Source organism: Aeromonas sp. S11(2024), assembly GCF_041402345.1.
In the GTDB taxonomy this organism is placed as follows: Bacteria; Pseudomonadota; Gammaproteobacteria; order Enterobacterales; family Aeromonadaceae; genus Aeromonas; species Aeromonas veronii.
On sequence record NZ_JBGLRC010000008.1, the window covers coordinates 40,679 to 55,112 of the forward strand.

General features: G+C 55.1%; 17 protein-coding genes. 5 read left to right on the forward strand and 12 right to left on the reverse strand.

From position 1 onward, the window contains the following. Positions 1 to 7: 7 nt before the first annotated feature. From flgH to ACB040_RS09110, 9 genes are all read right to left on the reverse strand, one after another. The gene (flgH, locus tag ACB040_RS09070; protein ID WP_005334152.1) at positions 8 to 679 is read right to left on the reverse strand and encodes a flagellar basal body L-ring protein FlgH; all 672 of its coding nucleotides are present in this window, start codon (positions 677 to 679) and stop codon (positions 8 to 10) included. A 14-nt stretch (positions 680 to 693) separates the two neighbouring features. Next, the gene (gene flgG / locus ACB040_RS09075; protein ID WP_005334158.1) at positions 694 to 1,482 is read right to left on the reverse strand and encodes a flagellar basal-body rod protein FlgG; all 789 of its coding nucleotides are present in this window, start codon (positions 1,480 to 1,482) and stop codon (positions 694 to 696) included. Between the two features lie 14 nt (positions 1,483 to 1,496). Beyond that, complete coding sequence (flgF, locus tag ACB040_RS09080; RefSeq protein ID WP_005334159.1) at positions 1,497 to 2,243, reverse strand: flagellar basal-body rod protein FlgF; 747 nt, start codon at positions 2,241 to 2,243, stop codon at positions 1,497 to 1,499. Between the two features lie 141 nt (positions 2,244 to 2,384). Then, positions 2,385 to 3,770 carry a flagellar hook protein FlgE gene (gene flgE / locus ACB040_RS09085; protein ID WP_005334163.1) on the reverse strand — a complete coding sequence of 462 codons (1,386 nt, stop codon included), beginning with the start codon at positions 3,768 to 3,770 and terminating at the stop codon, positions 2,385 to 2,387. A 10-nt stretch (positions 3,771 to 3,780) separates the two neighbouring features. Then, complete coding sequence (locus ACB040_RS09090) at positions 3,781 to 4,521, reverse strand: flagellar hook assembly protein FlgD (RefSeq protein ID WP_076492060.1); 741 nt, start codon at positions 4,519 to 4,521, stop codon at positions 3,781 to 3,783. A gap of 15 nt (positions 4,522 to 4,536) precedes the next feature. Then, a complete protein-coding gene (flgC, locus tag ACB040_RS09095) occupies positions 4,537 to 4,956 on the reverse strand; it encodes a flagellar basal body rod protein FlgC (protein ID WP_005350658.1) in 420 nt (139 codons plus the stop codon). Continuing rightward, positions 4,956 to 5,354 (reverse strand): flagellar basal body rod protein FlgB, encoded by a 399-nt coding sequence (flgB, locus tag ACB040_RS09100; RefSeq protein ID WP_005334169.1) that lies wholly within the window; start codon positions 5,352 to 5,354, stop codon positions 4,956 to 4,958. The genes flgC and flgB overlap by 1 nt, the downstream gene beginning before the upstream one ends. A gap of 295 nt (positions 5,355 to 5,649) precedes the next feature. After that, positions 5,650 to 6,474 carry a protein-glutamate O-methyltransferase CheR gene (locus ACB040_RS09105; RefSeq protein WP_005350656.1) on the reverse strand — a complete coding sequence of 275 codons (825 nt, stop codon included), beginning with the start codon at positions 6,472 to 6,474 and terminating at the stop codon, positions 5,650 to 5,652. 17 nt (positions 6,475 to 6,491) lie between these two features. Then, positions 6,492 to 7,403: a chemotaxis protein CheV gene (locus ACB040_RS09110; protein WP_005334174.1), complete on the reverse strand. Its 912-nt coding sequence runs from the start codon at positions 7,401 to 7,403 to the stop codon at positions 6,492 to 6,494. Between the two features lie 144 nt (positions 7,404 to 7,547). Between ACB040_RS09110 and flgA the strand changes: the two genes are divergently transcribed. The 3 genes from flgA to ACB040_RS09125 all read left to right on the forward strand — a co-directional run bounded on the left by flgA (position 7,548) and on the right by ACB040_RS09125 (position 9,056). Continuing rightward, the gene (flgA, locus tag ACB040_RS09115; protein ID WP_081990713.1) at positions 7,548 to 8,231 is read left to right on the forward strand and encodes a flagellar basal body P-ring formation chaperone FlgA; all 684 of its coding nucleotides are present in this window, start codon (positions 7,548 to 7,550) and stop codon (positions 8,229 to 8,231) included. A 91-nt stretch (positions 8,232 to 8,322) separates the two neighbouring features. Next, on the forward strand, positions 8,323 to 8,643 hold the full coding sequence (gene flgM, locus ACB040_RS09120) for a flagellar biosynthesis anti-sigma factor FlgM (RefSeq protein ID WP_005334177.1): 321 nt from the start codon (positions 8,323 to 8,325) through the stop codon (positions 8,641 to 8,643). Then, positions 8,640 to 9,056, forward strand: a complete 417-nt coding sequence (locus tag ACB040_RS09125) for a flagella synthesis protein FlgN (RefSeq protein WP_040066163.1) — start codon at positions 8,640 to 8,642, stop codon at positions 9,054 to 9,056. The genes flgM and ACB040_RS09125 overlap by 4 nt, the downstream gene beginning before the upstream one ends. A 36-nt stretch (positions 9,057 to 9,092) precedes the next feature. Here ACB040_RS09125 and yfcE read toward each other — a convergent pair whose 3' ends face one another. Both yfcE and ACB040_RS09135 read right to left on the reverse strand, forming a co-directional pair. Further along, positions 9,093 to 9,635, reverse strand: coding sequence for a phosphodiesterase (gene yfcE / locus ACB040_RS09130; protein WP_103250538.1), 543 nt, complete (start codon positions 9,633 to 9,635; stop codon positions 9,093 to 9,095). A 10-nt stretch (positions 9,636 to 9,645) separates the two neighbouring features. Continuing rightward, entirely contained in the window at positions 9,646 to 11,283 is a 1,638-nt protein-coding gene (locus ACB040_RS09135; protein WP_338771594.1) for a peptide ABC transporter substrate-binding protein, read from the reverse strand. 156 nt (positions 11,284 to 11,439) lie between these two features. Between ACB040_RS09135 and ACB040_RS09140 the strand changes: the two genes are divergently transcribed. Further along, positions 11,440 to 12,339 carry a DMT family transporter gene (locus tag ACB040_RS09140; protein ID WP_101529462.1) on the forward strand — a complete coding sequence of 300 codons (900 nt, stop codon included), beginning with the start codon at positions 11,440 to 11,442 and terminating at the stop codon, positions 12,337 to 12,339. Positions 12,340 to 12,358: 19 nt separating this feature from the next. Here the strand turns inward: ACB040_RS09140 and rsuA are convergent, their stop codons facing one another. Next, complete coding sequence (gene rsuA, locus ACB040_RS09145) at positions 12,359 to 13,051, reverse strand: 16S rRNA pseudouridine(516) synthase RsuA (RefSeq protein ID WP_371154489.1); 693 nt, start codon at positions 13,049 to 13,051, stop codon at positions 12,359 to 12,361. Between the two features lie 168 nt (positions 13,052 to 13,219). On the opposite strand from rsuA, the gene ACB040_RS09150 reads away from it, so the two are divergent. Beyond that, entirely contained in the window at positions 13,220 to 14,419 is a 1,200-nt protein-coding gene (locus ACB040_RS09150; RefSeq protein ID WP_019446125.1) for an HD-GYP domain-containing protein, read from the forward strand. Positions 14,420 to 14,434: the final 15 nt, after the last annotated feature.

The following is a 14,434-nucleotide window of genomic DNA, read 5'->3' on the forward strand; positions in this document are numbered from 1 at the left end:
ACATCTCCTAGAGCGGCCACCAGGGACCATTGAAAAAGCTGGTAAGCCACCCTTGCTCCTGGCTATTGGCCAGATCGCCGGTACCACCGTAGTAAATGCGGGCATTGGCCACTTTCTGGGACGAAACGCTGTTATCAGACGTCACGTCCTCCGGGCGAATAAGGCCGGTGATCCGGATATATTCATTGCCATTGTTGAGCATGATCCACTTCTCGCCGCGCACCACCAGATTGCCGTTGGGCAGCACCTTGGCCACGCTGACCGAAATATTGCCCTGCAGGCTGTTGCTCTGGTCCGCTTTGGCCTGCCCCTTGAATGCGCTGTTCTGACCAATGGAAGCCGAAAGATCATATGGACTGGCGGTGACCGGCACGCCACCCAGCTTGACCGGATCCAGATTGAATTTATTGTCCTTACCACTCTGGGTATTGGCCTTTTTCGAGGCGGAGGTCGACTCCGACAACTCGATGGTAATGATGTCGCCTACCTTGTGCGCCTTGATATCCGAATAGATGCCATTGACCTGATCCGGCTGGAAGATAGCCCCTGTCGGCCGCACCGAAACCGGCTCCGACTCCCCGTAGACGGGGGAAAACTCGGGATCATCAGGCTTGGGCGTATTGGGCGTGCTGCTACACCCTCCCAGCACCAGCAATCCCAGCATCCATACGGCTTTCATCATGCACCTCCTAATTAGGTACGCTGGATCAGGAAGGACATCATGCCGTCCACGGCGGAGAGCACCTTGGAGTTCATCTCGTAGACCCGCTGAGCCTGAATGAGGTTCACCAACTCTTCGGTCACGTTGACGTTGGAAGTCTCCAGCATCCCCTGCTTGATCACCCCCAAGCCATCGGCACCGGCAGTCCCCTGCGCAGCAGCGCCGCTGGATTGGGTCTCGACAAACATGTTTTCCCCCATCGGCTGCAAGCCGCTGGCGTTGACGAAGTCAGAGATGTTGATCTGACCGACTACCTGAGAAGCGCCATCCCCCTTGAGCTGCACCGAGACCTGGCCATCTTCACCCACCGTAACGCTCTGGGCGTTTTCCGGGATCTGGATTTCCGGTTGCAGCGGGTAACCATTACCCGGAGTCACTATGGTCCCTTCATCGTTGAGGGTGAACTGACCGTTGCGGGTATAGGCCGCACTGCCATCCGGCAGCTGAATTTCAAAGTAGCCACGACCACTGATCATCAAATCGAGGGAGTTGTCGGTGGTTTGCACATTGCCCTGGCTGTGGTTTTTCTGGGTCGCCACCACCTTGGCACCCGCCCCCAGCATCAAGCCGGAGGGGAGCTCGGTATCGGCAGAGGAGCGGCCACCGGGCTGATTGATGTTTTGATACAGCAGATCTTCAAAGATGGCCCGTGACTTTTTAAAGCCCACGGTGCTGGCGTTCGCCAGGTTGTTCGAGGTGACCGAAATATTGGTCTGCTGTGCATCCAACCCGGTCTTGCTGATCCAGAGTGCGGGATTCATAGGTAACTCCTTGATTAGCTGATTCGCAGCAGTTGGGTTTGAGCTTCATCATTCTCTTCGGCCGTCTTCATGATTTTGACCTGGGTTTCGAACTGGCGTTGCAGCCGGATCAGGTTGGTCATCTCATCCACCACATTGACGTTGCTCCCCTCAAGGGAGCCGGCAATCAGGCCGACATTGGCAGAGGCGGGTTCATTCTGACCATCCTTGCGGCGAAACAGACCATCTTGCCCCTTCTCCACCGCATCGGCGGCCGGGTTGACCAGCTTGATCCGCTGGAAATCTTCCGGCAAGTTGGCGGCAGCCCCTTCCGGTCGACCGCTGATGGTGCCATCCCGATTGATCTCGAGTTTCTCCATCGGCATCGGCAACACGATTGGCTGACCGCCGTCATCAACCACATTCAGGCCGGTCGAGGTTTGCAAGTTGCCGGTCGCATTGACCTGCAAATTCCCCATGCGGGTATAGGCCTCGCCGCCCTTTGGATCCTGCACGGCAATCCAGCCCGGCCCATCCACCGCCACGTCCAGATCCCGTCCGGTGGTCATCAGCATGCCATGCTGCAGGTTCTGACCCGGGCGCTCAGCCATGGCAAACACCCGGCTTGGCAAGCCCTCTCCGAATGCCTGCATGCTTCTGGCCTGCTCAAAATCGGACTTGAAGCCGGTGGTATTGGCATTGGCGAGGTTGTTGCCGCGAACAGCCAAGCTGTTCATGGTCTCTTTGGCCCCGGACATGGCGATATAAAGCAGGTGATCCATGGAATTCTCCGTCAAACAGATGACTCTGACAGGAGAAATGCAATTAGAGTGCCAATAGCAGAAATATGGGGGGATAAGGATGGGAATGCGACAGAAACAGAGAGGGGGCCAAGCCCCCTCTCATTATCATGTATTGCGAGATTAACGGATCTGCAGGATGGTTTGCTGCAGCGAACTGTTGACCTCCAGAGAACGGGAGTTGGCCTGGAAGTTACGCTGGGCCGTGATCAGGTCAACAAGCTCGGAGGTCAAATCCACGTTGGACTGCTCCAGCGCCGATGATTTGATGGTCCCGAAAGTGCCCGAGTTTGCCATACCCGGTAACGCGTCTCCGGAAAGCAACGATTGTCTCCAGGAAGTATCTCCGACCTGAGTTAGTCCTTGCGCATTAGCAAACTTGGCCATTGCCACCATGGCAACTTTGACAGTAGTCGCATTGCTATAAGTTGCAGACACAATACCGTCAGGGGTAATTTCAACTTTGGTCAAACGACCGACTGTCGAGCCGTCTTGCGTCAACTTATAGGCCTCGAAAGGAGAAGCGTAAGAGGTAAGATTACCTAAAGAAATTTCAATGACTTGGGTAGGGTCTGCACCATTATTGATTATCCCTGCGCCAGCTCCTAATGCTTCGGTCTTGATAACCGCCGGTGCAGTCGGTGAAATCATTTTTCCATCAGCATCAAATGTGATTCTCGCACCAGCAGGAGCCTGATCCAAACCAGGTGCCATCGTCGGAGTAACCGCACCAACACCATCGATATCAATAGGCTTATCTCCCTGGTAAAGATACATGCGCCATGCTGTAGGATTTGCTGGGTTAGCAAGATTGGCAGGATCTGCTTCTTTAACAAAATATTGGGTAATGGTATGTGGCTCACCAAGCGAATCGTAAACCGTAATTGACGTGGATGCAGAATAGGTATTTGAGTCTTTTCGATTAAATGTAGATGCATCAGGCGGGTTAGGAACAGGAACCGTTGGTGCCGTAGCACCGGCCGGAAGCGGCTTTGTATTAGCTGGCAAGTTGTAACTTGCCTCGATCTTGGTCGTTTTCACAGGCTCACCCGCCTTATCAGGGATCTGGATCGGCTTGGTAGAGTTAATACTGACCGCCTTCGGGGTGCCATCGGCGTTGATTTCGTAACCTTGCAGATAATGGCCCTGATTGTTGACCATATAGCTGTTTTCATTGAGCTTGAAGGCGCCGGCACGGGTATAGGTGCGATCCAGGTTGGTCAGGCCATCGGAGGTCACAAAGAATCCATTCCCCTGAATCGCCAGGTCCAGCGCGTTATTGGTAAATTGCAGCGCCCCCTGATGGAACTGCTGGGCAACCGCACCGGTTGCCACACCGTTACCGACCTGGGTCTTGGCATTGACAAAGATGGAGTTGGCGTAGACATCCGCAAACTCGGCACGGGACTCTTTAAAGCCCATGGTGTTAACGTTGGCAATGTTGTTAGCGGTGACGTTCAAGTCTTTTTGTGCCGCGTTGACACCGCTCAAGGCATTGTTAAATGACATATCCAGCTCCTTAGATCGATGCTGTCGACGTGGTTTTTGACGGTGTAACCGTCGGATTTGAATTGGTGCCTGAAATTTGCAGAATATTGTTAAGATATTCGCTCCCCAGCCCTCTCAAATTGAGGCGAGTCGGGTTGGTGGCATTGCCCAAAGCAACGCTATCTACTTTGGCATAAGCAAATGTGGCAATACTTTCCGACTTGCCATCGAGAGTGCCGCTGGCTTTGATGACATACTTGCCTGCGGCGACTCGGTTACCGGCCTTGTCTTTACCATCCCAAGCAATTTCCACATTACCTTTTTGGTCGCCTTCGAGGGGAAACTCCTTGATAACCTGTCCCTTTTCATCCTCAACGGTAATTTTGACGCCCGCATATTTATTCGTTGTGCCTACAGCAACGACCGCAGATAACGAACCATCCTTGTCTAAAAATCCTGTATTGCCCTGTAGCAATACATTTTGGCCCACCAGAGAAGACGCTTGGAGAGCCTGGCTGGATATCATCTGGTCATTAAGCTTGCCCATCTGGGTAGACAGACTACTGATCCCCTCGGATGTCGACATGGATGCCATCTGGGAAAGCATCTGGGCATTGTCGACCGGCTTGAAGGGATCCTGATATGACAGCTGCATGGTCAGCAGTTTCATAAATGAAGCCTGATCCAGCTCTTTCTTGGGCGTCGTGGTTGTGCCTGTCGTCTGGGTCGTGGTACGGCTGATGCCGTTCACATTATTGGTTGTATCGACCATGCTGCATCCCTCCTATCAGGACTTGCCAAGCTGGAGCGTCTGCTGCAGCATCTTCTTGGCCGAATCTGCAACCTGTACGTTGGTCTGGTAGCTGCGCGAGGCGTTGATCATGTCGGCCATCTCTTCAACCATGTTGACGTTTGGCTTGAAGATAAAACCGTCTTTATCCGCCATCGGGTGGTTGGGGTTGTACTCCTTAAGCAGTGGCGCCTTGCTCTCGACAATCCCCTTCACCTCCACCCCGACCGAGCCCTGCTTGTCAGACATCGCCTGATCGAGCTGGGCGGCAAAGACTGGCCGCCTGGCGTGGTAAGTATTTTCCACACTGGAGCTGACGCTGTCCGCGTTGGCCATGTTGCTGGCAACCGTGTTGAGGCGCACTGACTGTGCGCTCATAGCCGAGCCTGCTATGTCAAAGACCTTGAACAAACTCATCACTGCTCTCCTTTCAGGGCCTTTAGCAGGCCACTGATCTTGCTATTCATAAATTCAAGGGAGGTTTGATACTCGAGGCTATTACGCAGAAATTCGCTGCGCTCCTGCTGCACATCGACTGTATTGCCGTCACCGGTATCCGGCTGCAACGGGTTGCGATATTGCACAGTACCCGGAGCGTCCATATTCAAGGCAAAGTGCTTTTCGCTGGTCGTTGCCAAACCAAACCCCTGATGCGACTGGGCCTCCTGCAATGCCTGAGCAAAATTGATATCCCTGGCTTTGAAGCCCGGGGTATCTGCGTTGGCAATATTGCTGGAAAGCACCTCAGCACGCTTGGCGCGAACGCTTATGGTGTGTTGATGCACACCGAATGCCTTGTCAAATGAAAGAGCCATAGCACACCTCCTGCTTGGTATATTTTGTTTGCAAGAGGTGTGCCATAAGCAAATCACTCAGTTCGATGGTTTGGGTATGAGCACATTTCAGACCGAAAACGGCAGGAACATCTAGTGCCTTGAGTCAGACGGCATCATTTGGCCACCTTAAGGCTTCAACCACTTTTGCAGTGGCGAGATATGGTAGGTATATAGAAAGACTGAGCTGTAGATAAAGCAAGAGGGAAGCTCGTAGCTTCCCTCTTTACATGAGGTGACAATATTCGGCAGACCCCGAATATCAAGGCGGTCAGGCCTATTTGACCTTGTAGACAATCCCCGGGTTGCAGCGGATCATCTCAAACCGATCGGTTAACCCGGCCAGTGACTCCGACGCGCCCAGCATCAGATATCCACCGGGATTGAGACTGGCAGCAAACTGGTTGAGGATCTTCGACTTCACTTCCGGCGCAAAATAAATGAGCACGTTACGGCAAAAGATAATGTCAAACTTGCCGAGCAGACTATAGCTCTCCAGCAAGTTGAGTGGCCGGAAGGTGGTCAATTTTCTGACTCGCTCGGCAACCCGCATCTTGTTGTCACCGTAGGGCTCAAAAAACATCTTCTTGCGCTCCGGTGACAAACCGCGCGCCAGAGCAAGGCTATCGTAAACGCCTTCCTTACACTGATTGAGCATGGTCGTCGAAATATCCGTCCCGACAATCTGCACGCCACCAGGCAAGGTCCCCGGCTTTTTCATCTGCTGCTCCAGTGCCGTCATGGCAATGGAATAGGGCTCCTGACCTGACGAGGATGCAGCCGACCAGATCTTGATGGGGCGGCCACTTTTCCCCAACTCGGGGAAAATCTTGTCGGTAAGAAGCTGAAACGGATAGGTATCACGAAACCAGAGGGTCTCGTTGGTCGTCATGGCATCCACCACGGCCATTTTCAGGTCACGCTCTCGCACACTCATTGCACGGGTAACCAGATCAGACAGACTCTCGATGCCAAACTGAGCCATCAAAGGTGAAAGACGGCTCTTCACCAGATACTGTTTGTTATCCCCCAGCACAATTCCGCTCTGTACCGCCAGAAAGTTGCTGAACTGTTTGTATAAGTCGTCCGAAAGTGTCTTCATGCAGCTGTTCTTCTTTATTAGAGTGCGTTTTGTACGGCCTTGGCCAATTCATCAGGCTGGAACTTGGCGATAAAATTGTTCGCACCAACTTTCTGCACCATTGCCTGGTTGAATACTCCACTGAGCGAGGTATGCAGAATAACATGCAAATCCTTGAGATTGGGATTATTCCGGATCTCGGCAGTGAAGGTATAGCCATCCATTTCCGGCATTTCGATATCCGAAATAACCAGCGCAACCTGATCCTTGATAGGACCATTTTTGGTCATTTCCAGCAGCATGTTCAATGCTTCGCGGCCATCTTTTGCCAACACGCACTCGACACCGATAGCCTCAAGCGCACGTTGTACCTGTTTGCGTGCCACTGAGGAGTCATCCGCAACAAGAACAGGACGCCCCAGAGTCGGGTGGTCGACACTGGCCTGAACCAACTCCTCACTCACATCCGTTGCAACCGGCGAAATTTCGTTCAATATCCGCTCAACATCAAGAATTTCGACCAACTCGCCGTCGACTTCAGTCACGGCTGTCATGTAGTTGATGCGACCCGCACCTTTGGGCGGAGGCAGGATGGATTCCCAGTTCATATTGATGATGCGCTCGACCGAATGCACCAGAAATCCCTGAATAGAGCGGTTGTACTCGGAGATGATAATGAAGCATTTGCTCAGATCATCAATCGGGCGTTTGCCAACCGCCATGCTGAGGTCGATAACCGAGATCGTCTGGCCACGAATATGAGCCACTCCGCGAATGCAGGAGTTCAATTTTGGCATCACAGTCAAGGGGGGGCACTGCAACACTTCACGCACTTTGAATACGTTGATGCCAAATCTTTGACGTCCATTGAGACGAAACAACAACAACTCCAGCCGGTTTTGCCCCACTAGCTGGGTACGTTGGTTGACCGAGTCCAGGATACTGGCCATAAACACTCCCTAAAAACGCTTGGCATTAATCATGCATGCGTGATGGATTGCGTCAGACTATCGATGTGACAACGAACAGATTCTGAAGCAATCATAGTTAAATATGGTGATATGCGTGAACAACTTATCGACCAACGAGCGAAAATGATTAACCGACTTTTACTCATCAGCCTCTTTTTTGGCAGCATATCTTCCAGCTACGCCTCGGACGTCACTACTTATCTGCAAGAAAAGGCACAAGAGTTCGTTTATAGCCAGCTGGATATTCCGTTGGATGCCAGAGCCGAGGTCACCTCTGCCACACTGGATGAACGGCTCCCACTGACCCGCTGCGAAGATCTGCTCACTATCAGCTTACCAGCAAAAATGGAAATTCGGCGTAATACAACAGTTTACCTTAAGTGTGAGGAAGACAAACCTTGGGACGTCTATCTCCCGGTGCGGGTCAGCATTCAAAAACCCTATGTCACTGTGACCAACCCCATCGCCAAGGGGGACCTGCTGAGTGAAAGCCAGCTGGTGTTGGCCTATCAAGATCAGACCCTGATCCGCGGCGACTACCTGACTGACACAGCCCCTCTTATCGGAGTACGCAGCAAGCGGGAGCTAAAACCTGGGCAACCCATCCGTTTGAGCCAGGTTTGTGTCGTGTGCAAAGGGGACCAGGTCACCCTGACGGCAGAAAACAGCAACTTCCAGATCAAAACCATGGCCCGAGCCTTGCAAGATGGCAGCTTCGGAGAGATCATCAAACTCGTCAATATTCGCTCCGGCAAAACCGTTGAGGGTAAAGTCAGTGCAGTAGGTGCCGTATCGGTCACTTTTTAAATCCGGATCCTTGACAACTTTTTTCTAAAGTTTTGATCTGCCGCACCGATAAACAGGTAAGCAAACCTTAAAGCAGACGAAGGTAACTAAAATGGCCATCAACAATATCAACAACTTGGCGAATAATCGGTTGCAAAATACCGCTAATAGCCAGGGGACAGGCAGCAAGTCAGTCACCTCATCGCCCGAAAACAAAGCGGCTACTGTCAAGCTGGACTCCGTCTCCTTGACCAGTGAGGCGCAACAATTGCAAAAGATGCAACAAAACCTCAATACCGCCTCGACCGGCAATGAGAGCAAGGTCGAACGGCTGAAAAAAGCCGTCGCGAGTGGTGAATATCAGGTTAACAGCGACGCTGTGGCCAAGAAGATGTTCAGTTTCGAGGCCAATCTGGACAAAGTTCTGGGATGATGGATTTACCTTCGTTACTGCACACCCAAGATGATTACCTCAGCCAGATGCAAGGCATTCTGGAAGAGGAGTTCAGCTTGCTCGAACAGCATCAGGCACTGGCCCTGCCCGCACTGACCGAGCGCAAACAGCAGTTGCTTGCTGCGATAGAAACCCTGGACAAGACACTGGCAGAGATGCCGGAACTGGCACTGCAGCTGGCAGCCTATCCCGACGAGATGGCACAGCTTCGTGCAAAACTGGATGCCTGCCAGGCACAAAATGATATCAACGGTCGCTTGCTTGAATTGAGCATCGTCTCAAACCGTCGTCTGGCAACCTTTCTGAGTCAGCTGCGCGATCGCAACAGCCTGACCTATGACGCCAAGGGCAACACTCGCTCTGGCACCCGCTCCTACGGTATCAAGGCCTGACATCTCTTATCAGGCCTTGCATTTTTGCACTCCGTTTTAAAGCACCAGTCGCAACAACTCTCGCCCGTCCTCACACGCGTTGACGCGCAGTACCCCGTCCTCATAGCTCCCGTAACTGGCAGGCAACTCGCCGCGCGGGAAACAGATCGACCCCGGGTTCATCAATACCCGCTCCCCCTGCCACTCCAGCACCGGCACATGGGTGTGACCGCTCAGGAACAGACTGCCCTCCGGCAGTTGTACCTCGTCCGGGTGATAAAGATGACCATGGCTGACAAACCAGCGCCGCTCATCGATCAGCAACTGGTTGTAGGGGGCGGTGATGGGAAAGCGCAACAGCATCTGATCCACTTCGGAATCACAATTGCCCCGCACCGCGATGATCTGCTGTGCCAGCTCGTTGAGCCGATCAGCCACGGCGGCCGGGTTATATCCCTCCGGCAGAGGATTGCGCGGGCCATGGTTGAGCAGATCGCCGAGCAGCAGATAGTGGTCCGGCTGCCAGGGCTCAAGTTGGGTCAGCACCCGTTCCAGCGCAATGATGCTGCCGTGGATGTCGGAAATGATGGCAAGTTTCATGAAATGCTCCTCACTGCGGGCTGAAATAGAGATCCTTGGTGGCAATCGTCCCTTTCAAATTCTGGCTGGGCAGCCCTCGCAGCGCGGGATCGACCAGTCTCATCTGATTGTAATGATACACGGGGAGGATCGGCGCCTCCTCAAGCAGCAACTGTTCGGCATGCCGGTAGAGTTCAACCCGGCTCGCGCTGTCCAGCGTATTGGCTGCCTGCTCCAGCAGCAGATCAAAGTCGGGATTGCAGTAGCCGCTCTCGTTGCGCAGATCCTGACAACGGAAGCTGCCCAGCATGGCTGATGGCTCCACGTAATCGCCAAACAGGAAGCTTCTGGCCACCTGGAAATCACCGCTATCCTTGGCCACCTGATAAGCTCCCCACTCCAGACTGCTGAGGGTGACCTGTACCCCCAGCTTCTGCCACATGGCGGCAATGGCCATCGCCATCTGCTTGTGGGTTTCTGCGCTGTTGTAGGTAATGCTCAGCTTGAGTGGATTGGCACTGTTATACCCGGCCGCTGACAACAACGCTGCCGCTTTGGCCTGGCGGGTTGGCATATCCTCAAGCGCCACAGGCAATATCACCCGGGGGTAACCCGGCATCTCCGGCAACAGCGACCATGCCGCCTGTTCATCCTGCCCGCTCACCGATCCAATGAGCTGCTGTCGATCAACCGCCATGGAGAGCGCCTGACGCACCCGCACATCCTGCAGTTCGGGGCGCTTCAGATTGAACGCATAGAGATAGGTGCCAAACAGCGGCAAGCCCCAGAGCCGCTCCGGAGATTCGCGCTTCATCTTCTGGTAATAGCCGAGGGAGACCTTGTTGGTGAGCTGTATTTCACCAGCCTCATAGCGCAGCCGTTCGGCATGTTGCGAAGTGATAGGCAGATAGGTGACCCGTCCGATACGGGTGTGAAGGTCATCCCAGTAGTGGATATTGCGCTCGGCTTCGATCCGCTCGTTCGGCGTCCAGCTTGCCAGCCGGTACGCACCATTGCTCACCAGCTTGCCGGGCTCGGTCCACTGTTTGCCAAATTTAGCTATCGCCTTCTGATTGACTGGCACAAAGGGGCGCTGACTGATGAGCTGCAGGAAATAGGGAGCCGGCCGCTCCAAGGTGATTTTCAGGATCTGATCGCTTTGCGCTTCAATGCCCAGATTGCCGAGCTCCAGCGCGCCGGCATAGATGGATTGCGCATTGTTGATCCCCGTTGCCAGCAGCAATCCGGCAGAAGGGGAGTTGATAGCCGGATCGAGCAGACGGCGCCAGGCATAGACAAAATCAGCGGCCACCAGCGGCTCGCCATTGGACCACTTCAGTTGGGGGCGCAGGAAGAATCGCCACTCCAGCCCATCTTCACTCACCTCCCAGCGCTGTGCCTGAGCGGGGACGATATGCCCCTGACCATCTTCGCTGACCAGCCCTTCAAACAGATCGACCAGTACGGCCTCCCCCGGGAAACCGGAGCGCACCAGGGCCGGATCCAGTGACTCCGGCTCGGCACCGTTGCCCTTGACCAGGATTTGCCGATCGGCAAGCAGAGGCTGCTGCTCAACGGTGGTGGCATGGGCCAGGGGCCCTGCCAGCACGGCAAGCAATAGCGGGGAGAGCCAGCGTTGCGCCAGCTTGGGGAAGAAACCATACCTCATGACAAAACCTCGAATAAAACCACTGCAGGAGGGGAAGGCCGGCGGCGCGCCTGATGAATGCCTGATGCCGCTCTTGTTATCCCCGAAAACGCCCCGTATTGTATCGGGCTTGCCCGGGAGATGGAGTCTTTCGGGTTAATTTTTTCAGGAGTTTTTATGGGTTATGAGTGGCTGGCCCTCGCGTCGGCCAGTTTATGGGCAGTTGCAGCGCTAATTTCGGTCAAACCGGCCCGTCATCTCGGCGCATTTGCCTACAGCCGCTGGCGCATGTTTCTGGTCAGCCTGATGCTCGGCACCATGAGTCTGCTCACCGGTGGCTGGCAAACCCTCACCGCAAGCGCCCTGCCCCTGCTCGCCATCTCGGGGCTGGTCGGTATCTTCGTGGGCGATACCGCGCTGTTTGCCTGCATGAATCGGCTGGGGCCAAGACGCAGTGCCCTGCTCTTCTCCTGCCATGCGCTGTTTTCCGCCCTGCTTGGGCTGTGGCTCTTTAATGAACAGCTGACAGGCTGGCGACTGCTGGGGGCAGTGCTGGTCTTTGCCGGCGTGATGCTGGCAATCCTGTTTGGCAGACGCAGTAGCAGCAACGAGTGGGAGCAGATCCGTGGCAATCTGGCGCTGGGAATTGGCCTTGGCCTGACGGCGGCACTGTGTCAGAGCGTGGGAGCCATCATCGCCAAGCCAGTGATGATGAGTGGTGAGGTGGATGCGGTGAGTGCATCGGGTATCCGGATGGGCAGTGCCCTGCTGGCCCACTGCGTCCTGCGGCTGGGGCGCTTGCCGCTGACCATGCCGCTCAAACCGGTCAATCGACATATCCTCGCCATGATTGCCACCAACGGTTTTCTGGCGATGGGGCTGGGGATGACGCTGATCCTGATGGCGCTGCGGCAGGGCGAGGTGGGCATGGTGGCCATTCTCTCCTCCACCACGCCGGTACTGCTGCTGCCGCTATTGTGGTGGCACTCGGGAGAGCGGCCATCCATTGCCGCCTGGGCGGGGGCACTGATTGCCACCCTAGGCACCGCACTGGTGCTGGGTTTCAGCACTCACTGACACCCGGCACCATCCCAGATCAGAACAGGGCAATCTCCTCAGCGGTCAGCTCACGATATTCACCGGGTGCCAACTCTTCATCCAGCGTCAGACCGCCCACCCGCTCGCGATGCAAGCCAACGACCTTGTTGCCGATGGGGGCAAACATCCGCTTGACCTGATGGTACTTGCCTTCGTGGATGGTCAGGCGGGCCTCGCACTCGCCGAGAATTTCCAGCTGGGCAGGACGGGTTTTATCGGTCTCGTTACGCAGGTAGACCCCTTCGGCGAACAGCGCGATTGCATCCGGGCTTACCGGATCGGCCAGCCAGACGTGATAGGTCTTGGCACACTCATGGCGCGGCGAGGTGATGCGGTGGGACCACTGACCGTCGTCGGTCACCAGCACCAGACCCGTGGTATCGAGGTCGAGGCGCCCCACTACATGCAGCTTGCCCATCGCCGGTTCATCCATCAGGAAGAAGACTGTCGGGTGATCCGGATCCTCGTTGGAGCAGACGTAACCTTCCGGCTTGTGCAGCATGAAATAGCGGTTGCGCTGCTCCAGCGTCAGCAGCACGCCGTCAAACTCGATCTGGCTCTGCTCATTGATATGAAAGGCGGGCTGCTTGACCACAATGCCATCCACCATGACCTCACCCTGACGGATCAGTTTGCCTGCCAGCGAGCGGGTCAAATCGGAACAATCGCACAGAAATTTATCAAGCCGCATTCACAACCTCGGAGTCCAACAAGTAAAGGGGCGTCATTATATCGGGCGGGGGCGACAACGCCACTGTTAAGGGGTTGCCAATTATGACGAACTGGTCATCCGATGTTACACTTCTCCGGTGTGACCCATCCGAACGATACTCATAATAATAAGAGTCAGGAAGCCTTCATGAAGTCTCAAGCATCCTATCCCGTCATTCCCGTCAACCAGTTGAAACCCGGCATGTATGTCATTGCTATCGCCAGCCAGACAGGTGGGATGGAGATCGCCCAGATGGGCTTGGTGACCAGCGTGGCGCAAATTGCCAATCTGGTGCGTCAGGGGGTGCTCACGGTACGCATCGATCTGGCCCGCAGCAAGCTGGGCAGTGCCGAGAGTGACGCCGTTACCTCCCCCGACCTCAATGCCAACAGCGCCCAGGTAGGGCGCCGTGCCAGTGCCAACGGCGAAGGACGAGAGCTTAAAATCCGCCGCCTCTATCAGGAAGCGCGCGAGCTGCAAGGCAAGTTCATTCGCCACCTCAAAGCGGGTGAGCCCATCGACATCACTCCGCTGGCCGAAGTCGCCGAAGAGATGGTGGACACCATGTTCACCCACGGCGATGCCATGCTCTGTCTGGCTCGTATTCGCGCCAAGGATGCCTACCTGATGGAGCACTCCATGAACGTGGCCATTCTGCTGGCCAACTTCGGCCGCTATCTGGGACTGGAGCGCAGCGTGCTCAAGGAGCTGACCCTGGGTGGCCTGCTGCACGACGTGGGCAAGATCATGACCCCGGACGAGGTGCTCCACAAACCGGGCAAGCTGACCGATGAGGAGTTCGCCATCATGCGTCAGCATGTGGTGCACAGTTACGAGATCCTCAGCAATACCCCTGGCATTACCCCCACCATGCTGGAGGTGGCCGCCAACCACCACGAGCGGCTCGATGGCTCCGGCTACCCGCAACGACTGAAGGGGGAGCAGCTCTCCCTCTATACCCGGATGAGCGGCATCGTCGATGTCTATGATGCCATCACCGCGGATCGGGTCTACAAAGCAGGTATGCAGCCGACCCAGGCCTTCCGCATTCTGCTCAAGGGGATCAATCAGCACTTCGATGCTGAACTGGTCACCAAGTTCATCAAGTGCATGGGAGTCTATCCGGTGGGAACCCTGGTACAGCTCTCAAACCAGCGCCTGGCTATCGTGATGCAGCGCAACGAGCAGCAGCCGCTCAAGCCAGTGGTCAAGGTGATCTATCACGCCACCCAGCGTCACTACCTCGAGGTACAGTGGCTGGATCTGGCCAAGTCAGGGGTGCAGGAGAGCATCGAAAACACGGTCGACCCCAAAGAGTTTGGCATCAACCTCGCCAACTTCTTCTAAATCTCTCACCTCAGA

Coding starts and splice junctions, on each gene's coding strand:
- flgH (WP_005334152.1), bottom strand. CDS start 679: ATGAAAGCCGTATGGATGCTGGGATTGCTGGTGCTGGGAGGGTGTAGC.
- flgG (WP_005334158.1), bottom strand. CDS start 1,482: ATGAATCCCGCACTCTGGATCAGCAAGACCGGGTTGGATGCACAGCAG.
- flgF (WP_005334159.1), bottom strand. CDS start 2,243: ATGGATCACCTGCTTTATATCGCCATGTCCGGGGCCAAAGAGACCATG.
- flgE (WP_005334163.1), bottom strand. CDS start 3,770: ATGTCATTTAACAATGCCTTGAGCGGTGTCAACGCGGCACAAAAAGAC.
- ACB040_RS09090 (WP_076492060.1), bottom strand. CDS start 4,521: ATGGTCGATACAACCAATAATGTGAACGGCATCAGCCGTACCACGACC.
- flgC (WP_005350658.1), bottom strand. CDS start 4,956: ATGAGTTTGTTCAAGGTCTTTGACATAGCAGGCTCGGCTATGAGCGCA.
- flgB (WP_005334169.1), bottom strand. CDS start 5,354: ATGGCTCTTTCATTTGACAAGGCATTCGGTGTGCATCAACACACCATA.
- ACB040_RS09105 (WP_005350656.1), bottom strand. CDS start 6,474: ATGAAGACACTTTCGGACGACTTATACAAACAGTTCAGCAACTTTCTG.
- ACB040_RS09110 (WP_005334174.1), bottom strand. CDS start 7,403: ATGGCCAGTATCCTGGACTCGGTCAACCAACGTACCCAGCTAGTGGGG.
- flgA (WP_081990713.1), top strand. CDS start 7,548: ATGATTAACCGACTTTTACTCATCAGCCTCTTTTTTGGCAGCATATCT.
- flgM (WP_005334177.1), top strand. CDS start 8,323: ATGGCCATCAACAATATCAACAACTTGGCGAATAATCGGTTGCAAAAT.
- ACB040_RS09125 (WP_040066163.1), top strand. CDS start 8,640: ATGATGGATTTACCTTCGTTACTGCACACCCAAGATGATTACCTCAGC.
- yfcE (WP_103250538.1), bottom strand. CDS start 9,635: ATGAAACTTGCCATCATTTCCGACATCCACGGCAGCATCATTGCGCTG.
- ACB040_RS09135 (WP_338771594.1), bottom strand. CDS start 11,283: ATGAGGTATGGTTTCTTCCCCAAGCTGGCGCAACGCTGGCTCTCCCCG.
- ACB040_RS09140 (WP_101529462.1), top strand. CDS start 11,440: ATGGGTTATGAGTGGCTGGCCCTCGCGTCGGCCAGTTTATGGGCAGTT.
- rsuA (WP_371154489.1), bottom strand. CDS start 13,051: ATGCGGCTTGATAAATTTCTGTGCGATTGTTCCGATTTGACCCGCTCG.
- ACB040_RS09150 (WP_019446125.1), top strand. CDS start 13,220: ATGAAGTCTCAAGCATCCTATCCCGTCATTCCCGTCAACCAGTTGAAA.